At 38.9% G+C, this 17,332-nt stretch carries 17 protein-coding genes and 1 tRNA gene; 14 read left to right on the forward strand and 4 right to left on the reverse strand.

Features of this window, described 5'->3' with window-relative positions; translation table 11 throughout:
- The first annotated feature begins 91 nt into the window (after positions 1 to 91).
- The 6 genes from QM810_RS00400 (at position 92) to QM810_RS00425 (ending at position 4,374) form a co-directional block, all read left to right on the forward strand.
- Positions 92 to 502, forward strand: a complete 411-nt coding sequence (locus QM810_RS00400; RefSeq protein ID WP_414253440.1) for a GNAT family N-acetyltransferase — start codon at positions 92 to 94, stop codon at positions 500 to 502.
- 149 nt (positions 503 to 651) lie between these two features.
- Complete coding sequence (locus tag QM810_RS00405; protein WP_001107501.1) at positions 652 to 861, forward strand: helix-turn-helix transcriptional regulator; 210 nt, start codon at positions 652 to 654, stop codon at positions 859 to 861.
- Positions 851 to 1,339 carry a DUF6773 family protein gene (locus QM810_RS00410; protein WP_414253441.1) on the forward strand — a complete coding sequence of 163 codons (489 nt, stop codon included), beginning with the start codon at positions 851 to 853 and terminating at the stop codon, positions 1,337 to 1,339. Before QM810_RS00405 ends, QM810_RS00410 begins: the two co-directional genes overlap by 11 nt.
- 107 nt (positions 1,340 to 1,446) lie before the next feature.
- On the forward strand, positions 1,447 to 2,907 hold the full coding sequence (locus tag QM810_RS00415; RefSeq protein ID WP_414253442.1) for a nicotinate phosphoribosyltransferase: 1,461 nt from the start codon (positions 1,447 to 1,449) through the stop codon (positions 2,905 to 2,907).
- Complete coding sequence (gene nadE / locus QM810_RS00420; protein ID WP_414253443.1) at positions 2,904 to 3,728, forward strand: ammonia-dependent NAD(+) synthetase; 825 nt, start codon at positions 2,904 to 2,906, stop codon at positions 3,726 to 3,728. Before QM810_RS00415 ends, nadE begins: the two co-directional genes overlap by 4 nt.
- A 103-nt stretch (positions 3,729 to 3,831) precedes the next feature.
- The gene (locus QM810_RS00425; RefSeq protein WP_414253444.1) at positions 3,832 to 4,374 is read left to right on the forward strand and encodes a GNAT family N-acetyltransferase; all 543 of its coding nucleotides are present in this window, start codon (positions 3,832 to 3,834) and stop codon (positions 4,372 to 4,374) included.
- A 46-nt stretch (positions 4,375 to 4,420) separates the two neighbouring features.
- Here QM810_RS00425 and QM810_RS00430 read toward each other — a convergent pair whose 3' ends face one another.
- The 4 genes from QM810_RS00430 to QM810_RS00445 form a co-directional block, all read right to left on the reverse strand.
- Positions 4,421 to 5,503 (reverse strand): M24 family metallopeptidase, encoded by a 1,083-nt coding sequence (locus tag QM810_RS00430; RefSeq protein WP_414253445.1) that lies wholly within the window; start codon positions 5,501 to 5,503, stop codon positions 4,421 to 4,423.
- A gap of 115 nt (positions 5,504 to 5,618) precedes the next feature.
- A complete protein-coding gene (gatD, locus tag QM810_RS00435; RefSeq protein WP_414253446.1) occupies positions 5,619 to 6,401 on the reverse strand; it encodes a lipid II isoglutaminyl synthase subunit GatD in 783 nt (260 codons plus the stop codon).
- Positions 6,401 to 7,744: a lipid II isoglutaminyl synthase subunit MurT gene (gene murT / locus QM810_RS00440; RefSeq protein ID WP_414253447.1), complete on the reverse strand. Its 1,344-nt coding sequence runs from the start codon at positions 7,742 to 7,744 to the stop codon at positions 6,401 to 6,403. The genes gatD and murT overlap by 1 nt, the downstream gene beginning before the upstream one ends.
- 99 nt (positions 7,745 to 7,843) lie before the next feature.
- The gene (locus tag QM810_RS00445) at positions 7,844 to 9,160 is read right to left on the reverse strand and encodes an FAD-containing oxidoreductase (RefSeq protein ID WP_414253448.1); all 1,317 of its coding nucleotides are present in this window, start codon (positions 9,158 to 9,160) and stop codon (positions 7,844 to 7,846) included.
- 341 nt (positions 9,161 to 9,501) lie between these two features.
- On the opposite strand from QM810_RS00445, the gene QM810_RS00450 reads away from it, so the two are divergent.
- The 8 genes from QM810_RS00450 to vex3 all read left to right on the forward strand — a co-directional run bounded on the left by QM810_RS00450 (position 9,502) and on the right by vex3 (position 17,263).
- A complete protein-coding gene (locus tag QM810_RS00450) occupies positions 9,502 to 11,076 on the forward strand; it encodes a DEAD/DEAH box helicase (protein WP_414253449.1) in 1,575 nt (524 codons plus the stop codon).
- 272 nt (positions 11,077 to 11,348) lie between these two features.
- Positions 11,349 to 12,137 carry a GTP-sensing pleiotropic transcriptional regulator CodY gene (gene codY, locus QM810_RS00455; protein WP_178895208.1) on the forward strand — a complete coding sequence of 263 codons (789 nt, stop codon included), beginning with the start codon at positions 11,349 to 11,351 and terminating at the stop codon, positions 12,135 to 12,137.
- Complete coding sequence (locus QM810_RS00460) at positions 12,137 to 12,712, forward strand: cysteine hydrolase family protein (protein WP_414253450.1); 576 nt, start codon at positions 12,137 to 12,139, stop codon at positions 12,710 to 12,712. Before codY ends, QM810_RS00460 begins: the two co-directional genes overlap by 1 nt.
- A gap of 77 nt (positions 12,713 to 12,789) precedes the next feature.
- Positions 12,790 to 12,875: transfer RNA gene (locus QM810_RS00465), tRNA-Leu, on the forward strand.
- 285 nt (positions 12,876 to 13,160) lie between these two features.
- Entirely contained in the window at positions 13,161 to 13,772 is a 612-nt protein-coding gene (locus QM810_RS00470) for a CPBP family intramembrane glutamic endopeptidase (RefSeq protein ID WP_414253451.1), read from the forward strand.
- A gap of 125 nt (positions 13,773 to 13,897) precedes the next feature.
- Positions 13,898 to 15,175 carry an ABC transporter permease gene (locus tag QM810_RS00475; RefSeq protein WP_414253452.1) on the forward strand — a complete coding sequence of 426 codons (1,278 nt, stop codon included), beginning with the start codon at positions 13,898 to 13,900 and terminating at the stop codon, positions 15,173 to 15,175.
- Between the two features lie 13 nt (positions 15,176 to 15,188).
- The gene (gene vex2 / locus QM810_RS00480; RefSeq protein WP_070677916.1) at positions 15,189 to 15,836 is read left to right on the forward strand and encodes an ABC transporter ATP-binding subunit Vex2; all 648 of its coding nucleotides are present in this window, start codon (positions 15,189 to 15,191) and stop codon (positions 15,834 to 15,836) included.
- Between the two features lie 47 nt (positions 15,837 to 15,883).
- The gene (vex3, locus tag QM810_RS00485; RefSeq protein WP_070677914.1) at positions 15,884 to 17,263 is read left to right on the forward strand and encodes an ABC transporter permease subunit Vex3; all 1,380 of its coding nucleotides are present in this window, start codon (positions 15,884 to 15,886) and stop codon (positions 17,261 to 17,263) included.
- Positions 17,264 to 17,332: the final 69 nt, after the last annotated feature.

The following is a 17,332-nucleotide window of genomic DNA, read 5'->3' on the forward strand; positions in this document are numbered from 1 at the left end:
TCATCAACTTAGGTTGGTGAGTTTTTTTAGTTTGACAGTTCTTTAAAATAGGAATATAATCAAGGCGTTAGTTGTCTTCGAGGAGGTTTGGATGCACATTCGATTGGAGAATACAGAGTCTCAGAAAGCGCAAAAAATCGGAGAGTTGGTTCGCTCTTATAATCGTTCCAAAAGGGAAGCTGCTGAAAGCGAGCCACTTAATCTGTATATCGAAGATGAACATGGTCGACTCCTGGCTGGCTTAGTAGCAGAGACTTTCGGAAATTGGCTTGAAATCGAGTATTTATTTGTGAAAGAGGAGTTGCGAGGACAAGGAATTGGCTCCCAACTATTGCAGCAAGCAGAAAGTGAAGCTAAGAAGAGAAACTGTCGCTTTGCTTTTGTAAATACTTATCAGTTTCAAGCGCCTGCCTTTTATCAGAAGTATGGCTACAAGGAAGTTTTTACTTTGAAAGACTATCCCTATACTGGACAAAGGCACTATTATCAAAAAGATTTGTAAGCACAGAACTCTCTATCATGTAAGTGGTAGAGTTTTTTTGTTAAAAAAATCGTACAAATTGACAGATATATATTGCATAATGTAAATTATATGATATAATGAAGTTGAAAAAAGAAGCGCGACTTTTAAAATTAAGGAGGAGGTTACAAGTGGCTAAGAATTTAAAATTAAAACTAGCTCGAGTAGAGCTTGATATGACACAAGGTGACTTGGCAGAAGCTGTAGGTGTCACTCGACAGACTATCGGCTTGATAGAAGCTGGAAAGTATAATCCCTCGCTTTCGCTTTGCCAGTCTATTTGCAGATGCTTAGGAAAAACTTTAGATCAATTATTTTGGGAGGAAGAAGATGAAAAATAGATTTTATTATTACCAATTATTAGACGAAAGAGAAGAGCAACAACTTCATAAAGCTGGTGCAGAGAGTTTTTATATTTCTATCGGATTATTGTTTCTAGCTTATTTCATATCAGTGTTAGCACCAAGCCTTTTTAATTCTAGCATGCTTCTCGCTATTATTATCATAGGGAATTTTTACTTTATCAATCGTGCTAGAAGTCTAGGTGTGACTTACTATAGTCGTTTTCATTTTACAATTTTAGGTTGCCTATTATTAACTCTAGTGATTACAGCTACCTTGATGCTACAGAACTACCAGTTCAATATCGAAATTTATCAGCACAACCCTCTACATCTTAAATACATTTTTGCTTGGGTATTTACCTATGTCTTTTATCTCCCTTGGGTATTTATTGGAAACTTAGGATTAAAAAGTTATGGTGAATGGGCTCAGAAAAAGTATGAAAAAGATATGGATAAGCTCGAGAGCATGGAATAGCTTGTTAGCTTTTTATCAATATTGAGAAAATGTGTTATAATAGTACTAATTTATGAGAAAAGAAGAAACATTTTCATCTTTTTACAAATAGGGAAGAAGGACAGTATATGTACCCAGATGATAGTTTAACTTTGCACACTGATTTGTATCAAATTAACATGATGCAAGTTTACTTCGACCAAGGCATTCATAACAAGAAAGCAGTTTTTGAAGTTTATTTCCGCCAACAACCTTTCAAAAACGGTTATGCTGTATTTGCAGGTTTGGAACGAATTGTGAAATACCTTGAAAACCTGCGCTTTTCTGAGAGCGATATTGCTTATTTGGAATCACTTGGTTATCATGGCGCCTTCTTGGAATATCTCCGTAATCTCAAGATGGAATTGACTGTACGTTCTGCTCAAGAAGGGGACTTGGTATTTGCCAATGAACCGATTGTTCAAGTGGAGGGACCTTTGGCTCAGTGCCAATTAGTGGAAACAGCACTCTTGAACATCGTCAACTTTCAAACCTTGATTGCGACTAAGGCTGCTCGTATTCGTTCAGTCATTGAAGATGAGCCTTTGATGGAGTTCGGTACACGTCGTGCTCAAGAAATGGATGCAGCTATCTGGGGAACTCGTGCCGCTGTTATTGGTGGTGCCAATGGAACTAGTAATGTACGCGCAGGGAAGCTCTTTGGTATTCCGGTTTTAGGGACTCATGCCCATGCTTTAGTACAAGTTTATGGAAATGATTATCAGGCTTTCAAGGCTTATGCCTCAACGCACAAAAACTGTGTCTTTCTAGTAGATACATACGATACTCTTCGCATCGGTGTTCCAGCAGCGATTCAGGTTGCGCGTGAACTTGGTGACAAGATTAATTTCCTTGGTGTCCGCATTGACTCAGGAGATATTGCCTATATTTCTAAAAAGGTTCGTCAGCAACTGGACGAGGCAGGATTTACGGATGCTAAGATCTATGCATCCAATGATCTTGATGAAAATACCATTCTTAACCTCAAGATGCAAAAAGCTAAGATTGACGTCTGGGGTGTAGGTACTAAACTCATCACTGCTTATGACCAACCAGCACTTGGAGCAGTTTACAAAGTTGTTGCTATTGAAGACGAGAATGGTCATATGCGCAATACCATTAAACTTTCAAATAATGCAGAGAAAGTTTCAACACCAGGTAAGAAACAAGTTTGGCGCATCACCAGTCGTGAAAAAGGTAAGTCAGAAGGCGATTACATTACCTATGATGGTGTCGATGTTGCTAGCATGACTGAAATCAAGATGTTCCATCCAACCTATACTTACATCAAGAAGACTGTTCGTAATTTTGATGCTGTTCCTCTCTTGGTTGACATTTTCAAGGAAGGTAAGCTGGTCTATGATTTACCAAGTCTACCTGAAATTCAAGCCTATGCTCGTAAGGAATTTGATAAGCTCTGGGATGAATACAAACGCGTACTGAACCCACAACATTATCCTGTGGACTTGGCTCGTGACGTATGGCAAGACAAGATGGACTTGATTGATAAGATGCGTAAGGAAGCTCTAGGCGAAGGAGAAGAAGAATGAGTTTGCAAGAGACCATTATCCAGCAACTAGGTGTAAAACCAGTGATTGATGCCAAGGAAGAAATCCGTCGTTCGCTTGACTTTTTAAAACGATATTTAAAGAAGCATCCCTTCTTAAAAACGTTTGTATTAGGCATTTCTGGAGGTCAAGACTCGACCTTAGCAGGACGTCTTGCCCAACTAGCTATGGAAGAAATGCGAGCAGAAACAGGCGATGATAGTTATAGATTTATCGCAGTTCGTTTGCCTTATGGAGTGCAAGCTGATGAAGCAGATGCTCAAAAAGCCCTAGCTTTTATCCAGCCAGATATCAGCCTGGTAGTGAATATCAAGGAATCTGCTGATGCTATGGCTGTAGCTGTTGAAGCAACAGGGAGTGCAGTTTCCGATTTTAATAAAGGAAATATCAAGGCTCGTAGCCGTATGATTGCCCAATATGCCCTTGCAGGTGCTCATAGCGGAGCTGTTATCGGGACAGACCATGCTGCGGAAAATATCACAGGTTTCTTTACTAAGTTTGGTGACGGTGGTGCAGATATTCTCCCACTTTATCGCCTCAATAAACGCCAAGGAAAACAACTTTTGAAAGAGCTTGGAGCTGATCCAGCCCTCTATGAAAAAGTTCCAACAGCAGATTTGGAAGAAGAAAAACCAGGCATTGCAGACGAAGTAGCCTTGGGAGTCACTTACAATGAAATTGATGATTACCTCGAAGGTAAACAAGTAAACCCAGAAGCTCAAGCAACCATTGAAAAATGGTGGTACAAAGGGCAACACAAACGCCACCTACCAATCACAGTGTTTGATACGTTTTGGGAGTAAAAAGGTCCGGGGGCCCTTTTTCACTTTATAACTTGAAATAGGAGACTGAGATAGGTCAATGTAAGTTTGAAGCCATCCATAAAATAGAAAGAGAGTTACCATTATGAAAGCACTAGGTACACAAACTATTGAGACAGAACGTTTGATACTGAGGAGATTTGTAGAAGATGATGCTCAAGCAATGTTTGATAATTGGGCTTCATGCTCAGAAAATCTAACCTATGTGACTTGGGATCCTCATCCAAATGTTTATTTTACAAAGAACTCAATTAGAACTTGGGTAGCATCCTATGACAATCCTAACTATTACAAATGGGCCATTTGTCTCAAAGAAAATCCAGACTATGTCATTGGAGATATTAGTCTGGTCAGTATGGATGAAGAAAAATCTAGCTGTGAAATTGGCTATATCTTAGGGATGGACTATTGGGGACGAGGAATCATGACAGAAGCCTTGAAGGCTATTTTATCATACTGTTTGGATGAGATTGGTTTTGACCAGGTAGATGCTTGCTATGCAAGTTTAAATCCTGCCTCTGGTTGTGTTATGGAAAAGGCGGGTATGACTTTTTGGAAGACGATTCCAAATGCAGTTGAACGAAAAGGTTATATTGCTGATAAAATTTATTATCAAATCAAAAAATAAGATGGAAAAGTTTAGCTTTTCCATCTTATTTTTTATAAAATACTTTTTAATCAAAATAAAGCAAATCTTTGCTGGTACTTGTAAAGAGGTCAAAGCCATCTTTGGTCACAACACCACAGTCTTCGATACGAACTCCGACTTTACCAGGGATGTAGATACCAGGTTCAACAGAGAAGCACATACCCTCTTCAATAACCATGCCGTTTCCTTCCATGATTGAAGGGAATTCGTGGACATCCATTCCGATACCGTGACCGAGACGGTGGTTAAAGTACTCACCATATCCAGCTTTTTCGATCACTTCACGAGCTGCACGATCGACCTCATGAGCTGTCACACCAGGTTTGATAAAGTCAAGGGCAGCTTGTTGAGCTTCAAGAGTCAAGTTGTAAATATCTTTCTTGAATTGGTCAGGTTTACCGACAGCAACTGTACGAGTCATATCTGATGCATAACCATTCACCATCACACCGAGGTCAAAGAGGAGAAGGGCATTGTTTTCAACCTTGTTAGCTCCAGGGATACCATGCGGATTTGCAGCGTTATCTCCTGTCAAGACCATAGTATCAAAGCTCATTTCATAGCCTTCGCGTTTCATGGCAAAATCGATTTGCGCAATGATATCAGTTTCCGTATTATCAAGAGAGATATTGTCAAAACCAACTTTAACAGACTTGTCAGCATAGACACCCGCTACCATCATCTTTTGCACTTCGTCAGCTGACTTAATCAAGCGCATACGTTGGATTAGTGGAGTCAAGTTTTCAAATTCAGCAGTTTCAAAGACAGTTTTCAAACCGTGATATTTAGTCAAAATAAGGTTATCAAACTCAACTGCGACACGTTTGAAATCAAGCTGTGGCAAGGCATTTTGGATTTTCTTCCATGGGTTTTCAGAGTCCACGTAGCCAACTACTGGGAAAGAGACAGTGCTAGTTGCACGTTCAACCTCAAGTGCTGGAACAAAGAGAAGTGGTTCCTGATCTGCAAGAACAAAAAGGAACATTTGACGTTCGTGTGGATCACTGTAAAAACCAGTGAGATAATTGATAGTGACGGGGTCAGATACGACAGCGACGTCTAGTTTTTCTGTTTCAAGATATGTTAGGATTTGTTGTAATTTAGACATAAGCTACCTTCTTTCTACCCCTCTATTTTGGCAAAAAATAGGAGAAAAAGCAAGGGAGAAGGAGAAAAGAATACAAAAAAATTCCAAGAAAGCTAGGCTCCTTGGAATTAGAATTTTAAGTAAAGTCAGCCTTGCTCTTAACATCGCCGTATTCTTCAGCAACTTCTTGGCTAAGGATATCCTCATAAGCTGGAAGGACGATGTCCTGACCATATTTTTTCTTAAGAGCAGTAGTGACCAAGCGATAGGCTAGGTTGGCGTTACGAGATAAGATAGGCCCGTGGAAATAAGAACCAAAGACATTTTTATAGTGAACACCTTCTCCGACCTTTTCTTCGTTGTTGCCATTTCCATAGACAACCTGCCCCAATGGTTTTTGGTCATCTGAGAGGAAGGTACGGCCTTGGTGGTTCTCAAAACCATAGTAGGTTTCATCAAATTCTTCGTTATGAATTTTAATATCACCGATAAAGCGGTTGTTAGTTTGATTGAGAGTGTAGTGTCCCATGACACCTAGACCTTCGATACGTCTTCCAGAAGCTTCGATATAATACTGGCCTAATAGTTGGAAGCCACCGCAGATAGCAAGGACAACACCATCATTTTGGATAAAGTTATCGATGTTTTCTTTTTTAGCAGGCAAATCACCAGCAATGATACTTTGTTCAAAGTCTTGGCCACCACCGAAAAAGGCGATATCGTAATGATTTTCATCAAAATCATCATGAAGTGAAACGATGTCAACTGTTACATGGGCCCCAAGTTTTTCAGCTACGTACTTGAGCATGAGGATATTCCCATTATCTCCGTAGGTATTCATGAGGTTACCATAGAGGTGGGCGATATTTAGCTGGTAAGGATAGTTACCGTCTTTTGAGGAAAGTGAAGTATAAACCATTAGTTCATCTCCTTTCTAACAAGTTGACGATTGGCTAGTAGTTCTCGAAATTCCAGCATGGCCGTATAAGTTGCAAGGATATAAGCATGTTTGCAGTCTTGGGCTTCAATCGTTTTAAGAACTTGTTCCAGACTGCTTGTTTCAGTGATTTTATCAGCTGGATAACCAGTTACTCGAAGACGACGAGCAATTTCAGAATGACGAACGCCACCAGCGTTGATTTCTGGAATATCCATCTCAGTAATTTGTTCAAAATCAGCATCCCAAATCCAGCTGGTATCAATCCCGTCTGCATAATTCGCATTGAGGAGAACAGATAGACTAAATGGATAAGGAGCAAGTTTAATCATTTCAATGGCTTGGGTAGCACCGACAGGATTTTTGATGAGAATTAGTGTGCATTCCTTGTCACCGATATGGAAGGTTTCTTGGCGTCCAAAAACTGCACGACTCTTGTCAAATCCTTGTTTGATCAGTTGAGAATCAGCTCCAAGGTAACGAGCAATAGCGACTGCTGCGAGAGCATTGTAGATATTATAAAGCCCACCGATTTGGATACCGTATTCTTGGCCGTCAATAACAAAGCGGGAACGATTGTTGGTCAATTCCACCAATTCTGTCAGACGATAGTCTAAGTCAGGACGTTTACATCCACAGTTTTCGCAGATATATGCTCCTAAGTTGGCATAAGTATTAAGCTCATATTTCAAAATACTTTGACAGTCTGGGCAGAGAATACCTTCAGTATTGTAGTGAGCAAGTTGTGCTGGACCTTTTTCCAGATCAAAGCCAAAATACTGAACAGGATTTGGAATTGCAGGTTTGTAGAAAAGAGGACTGTCACCGTTTAGTAGAACAGTAGCAGTAGGGACTTTTCGAATAGCGTCCAAAATCATGTTGTAGGTCGTATAAATCTCTCCGTAGCGGTCCATTTGGTCACGGAAGATATTGGTAATGACAAAAAGACTTGGTTGGATGTAGTCACAGATGTGTGAGAGACTAGCTTCATCGATTTCAAGCACTGCAACATTCTTTCCAGTTTTTGACGATTTTGCAGTCAAGAAAGTCGTTGTAATCCCTGTTATCATGTTGGCACCACTTGGATTAGTTAAAACTTGACCATAAATTTCCTTTAGTATACCGACAGTGAGAGCGGTTGTTAAGGTTTTCCCATTGGTACCAGTTACCACTACAATTTCGTAGTTCTTTGCTAAATGTTGTAAAATATCTTTATCAAATTGAAGGGCGAGTTTTCCAGGAAGCGTACTTCCACGGCCAAGACGGCTCAAAATAAAGTGAGAAGAACGCCCAGCAAGAAGGCCCAAAGTAGTTTTAAATTTCATGTTTCTATTATATCATAAAAGACGGAAAAGATAGAATTGAGATTTTGGATAAGAAAAAACAACCCTAGGGAGGTTGTTTCTTCATAAGTGTATCTTAGGTTAAATCGCAAACAAGTCATTCAAGTTTTCAGCCAATGTTGGGTGAGTGAAGATTTGTTTTGTGAAGTAAGTGTAAGGGATCTTGTTGTCCATAGCAACAGTAATGATATTGATGATTTCTTGAGAACCTTCAGAGAAGATAGTTGCCCCGAGAATTTCTTTGGTTTCAGTGTTGACAACTGCTTTGAAGGCTCCACGAAGGTCTCCGTTTACGTGACCACGAGGCATAGCAGCAACAGGGATTTCCTTAACAGCGTATGGAAGTTTCAAATCAGCAGCTTGGCTTTCAGTCAAACCAACTTGTGAAAGTGCAGGTGTGATGAACATGGTGTTTGGAACATTGAGACGATCTTCAAGTGTGTAGCTACCATCACCAGCAAGATAGCTGTAAACAACACGGAAGTCATCTAGTGAAATGTAAGTGAATTGAAGTCCACCATTGACATCTCCAACTGCAAAGACACCAGGAACGTTTGTTTGACAATGTTTGTCCACCTTTATAGCACCACGTTCAGTTAGTTCAATATCCGTATTTTCAAGTTGAAGTGGTTCTACATTTGGTTTACGTCCTGTTGCGTAGAGAAGGGCATCGAAACGATAGGTTTCTTTTTCAGTTACGACAAGGACTTGGTCGCCATCATTTTTGATTTCACTAGTATGGATGTTTTGAAGCAATTCGATTCCGTCTTCTTCCATGTACTGTTTAGCAAGAGCAGCGATAGAAGGTTCAGCACGAGGCAAGAAAGTATCCAAAGCGTCTAAGACGGTTACCTTGCTTCCAAGTTTGTTGTAGAGACCAGCAAATTCAAGACCGATATTTCCACCACCAAGAATTCCAAGTTTTTCTGGCAATTTGTCCAAGTTTTGGATGCCTGTTGAGTCAAAGACGTTTTTACTTGTAGCAAGACCTGGGATTGGTAATACATTTGAAACAGCACCAGTGTTGATGACGATAGTTTCAGCTGTTAGTTCTTGTTTTTCATCACCAGCTTGAATTTCGATGACTTTATTAGAAACAAAGTGAGCTTCAGCATCAATGATATCAACGCCTGTACCAGCAATAGTCGCATAGTTTTTACCATTGAGACGTGTAGTAACTGTATTTTTTGTAGCCATAACCTCGTCAAACGACAAGTCCTTTTCTGCAGCGACTAACAAGGTTTTAGTTGGGATACAACCAATATTGATACAAGTTCCACCGTACATTGCTTTGTTGCGCTCGATAAGGGCAACTTTTTTACCAGCTGAAGCTAGTTTGGCAGCAAGCGTCTTACCTGCCTTACCAAATCCAATGACAATTAAATCGTATGTTAACATTTTTAAATCCTCCTGTTTGATTTTCATTCTAGCACAAGAAAAAAACTTTTGCACAAATCTGCTACGGGAAAAAATATCCAAACAAAATAGTCTCGAGAATGCTTTTGGGAATTGAGCTCATAAGATAGAAAAATCGTTTACATGATTTAATCAGGTGGTTAGACTATCTTTTGCCCCGGTCTTGTGTTATACTAGATAAGTTGCAAAAAAGCAGTACTTTTCTTTAGTGGAATAGAAGCAACACGGTCTTTCATAAAAGGTATGAAAGTACGTCATGACAAGAAAAGTATAAACTAAGCGCTATAGGATGGCTTCGCACCATCTTTAGAAAGAAGAATAACGTGAAATTTAATGAATTTAACTTATCTGCTGATTTATTAGCAGAAATTGAAAAAGCAGGATTTGTAGAAGCAAGTCCGATCCAAGAGCAAACCATTCCTTTGGCTCTTGAAGGAAAAGATGTTATCGGTCAAGCTCAAACCGGTACAGGGAAAACTGCAGCCTTTGGCTTGCCAACCCTTGAAAAAATTCGTACAGAAGAAGGAACCATTCAAGCTTTGGTCATTGCACCAACCCGTGAACTAGCTGTACAAAGTCAGGAAGAACTCTTCCGCTTTGGTCGAAGCAAGGGTGTAAAAGTCCGTTCTGTTTATGGTGGTTCAAGTATCGAAAAACAAATCAAGGCACTTAAATCAGGAGCTCATATCGTAGTTGGAACACCTGGTCGTCTTCTTGACTTGATCAAACGCAAGGCCTTGAAACTACAGGACATTGAAACTCTTATCCTTGACGAAGCAGATGAGATGCTTAACATGGGCTTCCTTGAGGATATTGAAGCCATCATCTCTCGTGTCCCAGAAAATCGTCAAACATTGCTCTTTTCAGCAACTATGCCTGAAGCTATCAAACGCATCGGGGTTCAGTTTATGAAAGACCCTGAGCATGTGAAGATTGCTGCTAAGGAATTAACAACTGAATTGGTTGACCAATACTATATCCGAGTTAAAGAACAAGAAAAATTCGACACCATGACTCGTCTCATGGACGTAGAGCAACCAGAACTGGCAATTGTATTTGGACGTACCAAACGCCGTGTGGATGAGTTGACTCGCGGTCTGAAGATCCGTGGCTTCCGTGCAGAAGGCATTCATGGAGACCTTGACCAAAACAAACGTCTTCGTGTCCTCCGTGATTTCAAAAATGGGAACCTTGATGTCCTCGTAGCAACAGACGTAGCGGCTCGTGGTTTGGATATTTCTGGTGTGACTCATGTCTACAACTATGATATTCCACAAGATCCAGAGAGCTATGTTCACCGTATTGGTCGTACAGGTCGTGCTGGGAAGTCAGGTCAATCGATTACTTTCGTAGCACCAAATGAGATGGGCTACCTACAAATCATCGAAAACTTGACCAAGAAACGCATGAAGGGCTTGAAACCAGCGACAGCAGAAGAAGCCTTCCAAGCTAAGAAGCAGGTTGCACTTAAGAAGATTGAACGTGACTTTGCTGATGAAGCTATTCGTGGAAACTTTGACAAATTCGCAAAAGACGCTCGTAAATTGGCTGCAGAATTCAGCCCAGAAGAATTGGCCATGTACATCCTTAGCTTGACGGTTCAGGATCCAGATAGTCTTCCAGAAGTTGAAATTGCGCGTGAAAAACCATTACCATTTAAACCATCTAGTGGTGGATTGGGCGGAAAAGGCAAGGGTAGTCGAGGAGGCCGTCGTGTGGATGACCGTCGAGACCGTAATCGCCGTGGCAATGGACGTCGTGATGACTATCGAAAAGGTGGACGTTCAAAGGATCGATTTGATAAAGAGAAGCGTTACCGTAAGGATCATAAAAAACCACGCAATACTTCAAGTGAGAAGAAAACAGGCTTTGTTATTCGTAACAAAGGAGATAAATAATAAAAAAAGCGGTTCACTGAGGTGGATCGCTTTTATATATAAGGAGACCGAGAGTCATATGAAAAGTAATACGAGAAGTTTGTATTTATAAATTTGTTATCTTGTAATATTATCTTATCAAAAATGTAGGAAGCTGTCAATAAGAAAATAATAAAAAATAGGTAAAAATTTCGAATACACTTGAATTGCAATTCAATAAACAATTTTCAGATAATTGTTGAAGTAGTCAGAATTTTGTGATATAATGAAAGCGATTATATGCGAGGTAAAAAATGGTACACTTATTAGAAAAAACAAGAAAAATTACATCAATCCTAAAGCGTTCTGAGGAGAAATTACAAGATGATCTTCCCTATAACGCAATCACGCGTCAATTGGCAGATATCATTGATTGCAACGCCTGCATTTTGAATAGTAAAGGACGCCTCTTGGGATACTTTATGCGCTACAAGACCAATAATGACCGTGTAGAGCAATTTTTCCAATCAAAAATTTTCCCTGATGAATATATTCAAGCAGCAAACATGATTTATGATACGGAGTATAACCTTCCAGTTGAACATGATTTGACTATTTTTCCGACTGAAAGTCGTTCAGATTTTCCAGATGGTTTGACAACAATTGCTCCAATCCATGTCTCTGGTATTCGCTTGGGTTCTTTGATTATTTGGCGTAATGATAAAAAGTTTGAAGAAGATGATTTGATTCTTGTTGAGATTGCCAGTACAGTAGTAGGAATTCAACTCTTGAACTTCCAACGCGAGGAAGATGAGAAAAATATTCGTCGTCGTACAGCAGTAACCATGGCAGTTAATACCCTTTCTTATTCTGAATTGCGAGCAGTATCAGCTATTTTAGGAGAACTAAATGGTAATGAAGGTCAATTGACAGCTTCTATCATTGCAGATCGTATCGGTATTACACGTTCGGTGATTGTCAATGCTCTGCGTAAACTCGAATCAGCAGGGATTATTGAAAGTCGTTCTCTTGGTATGAAAGGAACTTATCTCAAAGTTCTAATCCCAGATATTTTTGAAGAAGTGAAAAAGAGGGACTATTAATGGCTAAGGCTTTAATTTCTATTGACTATACAGAAGATTTTGTAGCGGATCATGGGAAACTGACTGCGGGTGCTCCAGCTCAAGCAATATCTGATGATATATATGGGGTGACTAAAAAGGCTTTTGAACGTGGAGATTATATCTTTTTTACAATCGATGCCCATGAAGAAAATGATTTTTTTCATCCTGAAAGTAAACTCTTCCCGCCACATAACATTATTGGGACTAGTGGACGAAATTTGTATGGCAAGTTAGCCGACTTCTATCAGGAACATGCTGATGATAGTCGTGTTTTCTGGATGGACAAGCGTCACTATTCAGCATTTTCTGGGACAGATTTGGATATCCGTCTCAGAGAGCGTAAAGTGGATACTGTCATTTTGACGGGAGTTCTTACAGATATTTGTGTCTTGCATACAGCCATTGATGCTTATAATCTTGGTTATCAGATAGAAGTTGTGAAACCAGCAGTAGCATCCATTTGGCCTGAGAATCATGCCTTTGCACTTGGACATTTTAAGAATACACTTGGTGCGAAATTGGTTGATGAAAATTTGCTTGAAATTACAGAATAATACATTTCAAGATGAAAAAATCTGAAAAAAGTCTTGACAATTTTTTTCAAAGTTGATATACTAGTAAAGTAATCGACGCGGGGATGGCGGAATTGGCAGACGCGCAGGACTAAGGATCCTGTGACCGCTTTAGGTCGTGAGGGTTCAAGTCCCTCTCTCCGCATAGTAGATGAGCTAGCTTTGGCTAGCTTTTTATTTTTTTGAAAGATGTATCTTGAAAAACATACAGGATAGTTTTTTTGTATGTTTTTTGTTTTCTTTTAAAAAGTGTTACAATATAGATAGAAAAGAAGGAAAAGAAATCAGTATTAAAAAAATAGAGAGAGTAGTGTAGAAAAGTTTAATCTATCCTATTTTATAATGGTTATTATTGGGAAAGATTTCATGGTTAAAGACTTGTATTCCCTGATTTAAAATAGGCATTTCAAAAATGTAAAGGAGGATTACGATGGTTAATGAACTTCAACGAATAATGAGCGCATTTATTCAAATTCTCTTTATTATTTTACTACCTTATATCTGGTGGTTTCTGACTGCGAGGGGGAAAGTCCCATTTATGGAATGGATTGGTTTAAAAGCTATTAAAAGGGTTGAAGATTCTTATCTTATCGCATGGATAATTGGTGGATTTCTCCTGTTTACAATTTTTTCTATGTTTATCTTTCCTCTAACACGTAGTATAGAAACGGCTACTTCGGCATTTTCCGATATGGGTCTTAAAGCTTTGCCAAGTATACTAATTTATAGTTTTTTACAGACTTCTTTGCCTGAGGAACTTTTATTCAGAGGGTTTTTATTAAAACGATTAGTTAATCATATGCCATTTTTCTTTGCAAATACGATACAGGCTATCGCTTTTGGTTTGCTTCATGGAATATTATTTGTCTCACTCGTATCTATAGAAATTACTCTTTTTATTACCTTGTTTACAGGAGTAATCGCTGCTTATTTAGGCTTTGTCAATGAGAAAAAATCTGGAGGGTCCATTTTAACAAGTTGGATCATACATGCACTAGCTAACATCCTGTCTGGTTTAGTTTCTGCATTTTCTCTTTTTTAATCTGGGGGATTTATAAATATAAAGTCAGTAGAAATACTGGCTTATTTTATTTCAAAAATTTTTCTTATTTCATAAACATTTCATATTTGAATATTATAATGGATTTACAAATATGGAGGTGCTATATGAATCCCACTCAAAGAGCTTGGGCTTATGTCAGCAGAAAACGACTGAGAAGTCTCATATTATTCCTGATTTTATTTGTCTTATTGGCTGGAATATCGGCTTGTCTGACGCTCATGAAGTCTAACAAAACAGTAGAAAATAATCTCTATCGCTCATTGAATACGTCTTTTTCGATTAAAAGAATAGAAGCAGATCAGACCTTTCAACTGTCTCAACTAGACGAGCTTAAAAAGATAAAAGGTCTTGAGGAGATTTCCCCAGAGCTTGAGACAATAGCTAAGTTGACTGACAAAGAAGTGGTTACTGGAGAACAAAGTATCCAAAGAGATGATTTGACAGAGGCTGAAAAAAATCTCATCAGTTTAATTGCTTTGAAAGATTCTTCCAAGGACGTTTCTTTTACAAGTTCTGCCTTTACCCTTAAAGAAGGTAGACATATCGAAATAGGGGATAGTAAAAAAATCTTAATCCACGAAGATTTAGCAAATAAAAACAATCTAAAAGTAGGAGATAAGATTAGCTTAAATCCTGCTCAAGTTGAAGGAAATAGTGGACAAAGGCTAGACTATGAAATCGTAGGTATTTTCTCAGGTCAAAAACAAGAGAAATTTACCGGTCTCTCATCAGACTTTAGTGAAAACACGGTCTATACAGACTACGAAAGTAGCCAAACTCTTCTTGGAAATAAGGAAGCTCAAGTTAGCGCCGCTCGTTTCTATCTAGAAAATCCAAAAGATATGGATAGTATCATTCAAGAGGTTGAAAAGTTATATCTGGAAACGAAAGGTTATCAAGTTGAAAAGGAAAATAAGGCTTTTGAACAAATAAAGGATTCAGTTTCGACCTTCCAAACCTTCCTACAGATTTTCCTCTATGGCATTATGATTGCTGGTGTAGGAGCGCTGATCTTGGTCTTGTCACTTTGGTTACGAGAGAGAGTCTACGAGGTTGGTATTTTATTGGCACTAGGTAAGGGAAAAGGAGCAATCTTTAGCCAATTCTGCCTAGAAGTCATCATAGTTTCATTGGTATCTATTTTGCCGGCATTTGTAGCTGGAAATGCCATTACTTCCTATCTCTTGAAGACTGTACTAGCAAGCGGTGACCAAGCTGCCCTACAAGATACGCTAGCAAAAGCAACGAATTTTTCAACAAGTCTTCTATCATTTGGAGAATCTTATATTTTCCTACTTATAATCAGCTGCTTGTCAGTTGCACTTTGTTTCCTATTTTTATTTAGAAAATCACCGAAAGAAATTTTATCATCCATCAGTTAATAAAGGAGAAATTATGACTTTACTACAATTACAAGATCTTACTTATCGTTACAAGAACACTGCAGAAGCAGTATTATATAAAATCAATTACGATTTTGAACCTGGCAAGTTTTATAGTATTATCGGAGAATCAGGAGCTGGGAAGTCAACACTCTTATCTCTATTAGCAGGACTAGATAGCCCAGTCGAAGGTGCTATCCTATTCGAAGGCAAGGATATTCGTGAACAAGGTTATTCTTATCATCGCATGCACCATATCTCGCTAGTTTTCCAAAACTATAACTTGATTGATTATCTTTCTCCATTGGAAAATATCCGCTTGGTTAATAAAAAAGCTAGCAAGGATACCCTTCTTGAACTTGGTTTAGATGAAAGTCAAATCAAGCGGAATGTTCTCCAATTATCAGGTGGACAGCAACAACGGGTTGCCATTGCTCGTAGCCTTGTATCGGAAGCACCAGTGATTTTAGCAGATGAACCAACAGGAAACCTAGATCCTAAGACTGCTGGAGATATTATCGATTTGCTCAAATCTCTTGCTGAGAAAACAGGCAAGTGTGTGATCGTTGTGACCCACAGTAAGGAAGTAGCACAAGCATCAGATATTACACTGGAATTGAAGAATAAGAAACTGACTGAAATAAGAACAAACAGTAACTAAAACTTTTAAACATATTAAAAACTGAAGTAAATCTAGAAAGGAATCTTATGTTACACAACGCATTTGCCTATGTCACAAGAAAATTTTTCAAGTCTATTGTGATCTTTCTTATCATTCTCTTGATGGCCAGTTTGAGTTTGGTCGGCTTGTCTATCAAGGGAGCGACAGCCAAGGCTTCTCAAGAAACCTTTAAAAATATCACCAATAGTTTCTCCATGCAAATCAACCGTAGGGTCAATCAAGGAACTCCACGTGGTGCAGGGAATATCAAGGGTGAAGATATCAAAAAGATTACCGAGAATAAAGCTATTGAATCCTACATCAAACGGATTAATGCTATCGGTGATTTGACAGGCTATGAACTGATTGAAACGCCTGAAACCAAGAAAAATCTAACTGGAGATCGAGCTCAACGTTTTGGAAGTAGCTTGATGATAACAGGTGTCAATGACTCTTCTAAAGAAGACAAGTTTGTGTCAGGCTCTTACAAACTAGTCGAAGGAGAACATTTAACAAACGATGACAAATACCAGATTCTCATGCACAAAGACTTGGCTGCTAAACATGGCTGGAAGGTAGGGGACAAGGTCAAACTGAACTCCAATATCTACGATGCAGATAATGAAAAAGGAGCCAAGGAAACAGTAGAAGTAACAATCAAAGGACTTTTTGATGGACACAACAAATCTGCTGTAACCTATTCACAAGAACTCTATGAGAATACAGCTATCACAGATATTCACACAGCAGCCCAACTCTATGGTTATACAGAAGATACAGCTATTTATGGAGATGCTACCTTCTTTGTGGCTGGAGATAAGAACCTAGATACTGTCATGCAAGAATTAGGGTCTATCAACGGCATCAACTGGAAGATGTATAGCTTGATTAAGAGTTCATCTAACTATCCTGCCCTCGAACAATCTATCTCAGGCATGTACAAGATGGCTAATCTTCTCTTCTGGGGTAGCTTGAGCTTCTCTGTTCTTCTACTGGCTCTCTTACTGACACTATGGATTAACGCTCGTCGTAAAGAGGTTGGAATTCTCCTTTCAATTGGTCTAAAACAAGCAAGTATTCTAGGACAATTTATCACAGAAGCAGTTATGATTGCAATTCCAGCACTAATTTCAGCTTACTTCTTGGCTAACTATACTGCTCGTGCCATTGGAAATACAGTTCTTGCAAATGTCACATCAGATGTGGCTAAGCAAGCTAGTAAGGCAGCCCAGGCCTCTAATCTTGGTGGTGGTGCAGAAGTTGATGGCTTTAGCAAGACTCTTTCAAGTTTGGATATTTCCATTCAACCTTCTGACTTTGCTATCATCTTTGTACTTGGCTTGGTTCTAGTAGTACTAGTTATGGCACTTGCTTCAAGTAATCTCCTCTTTAAACAACCAAAAGAACTTTTGATAGATAGTGAATAAAAAACATGCTACCTATTCTCATTCAAATGAGATATAATATAGGTAGCATTTTTGATAGAAAAGGATTTA

This window comes from Streptococcus infantis (assembly GCF_047464155.1).
Taxonomy (GTDB): Bacteria; Bacillota; Bacilli; order Lactobacillales; family Streptococcaceae; genus Streptococcus; species Streptococcus infantis_U.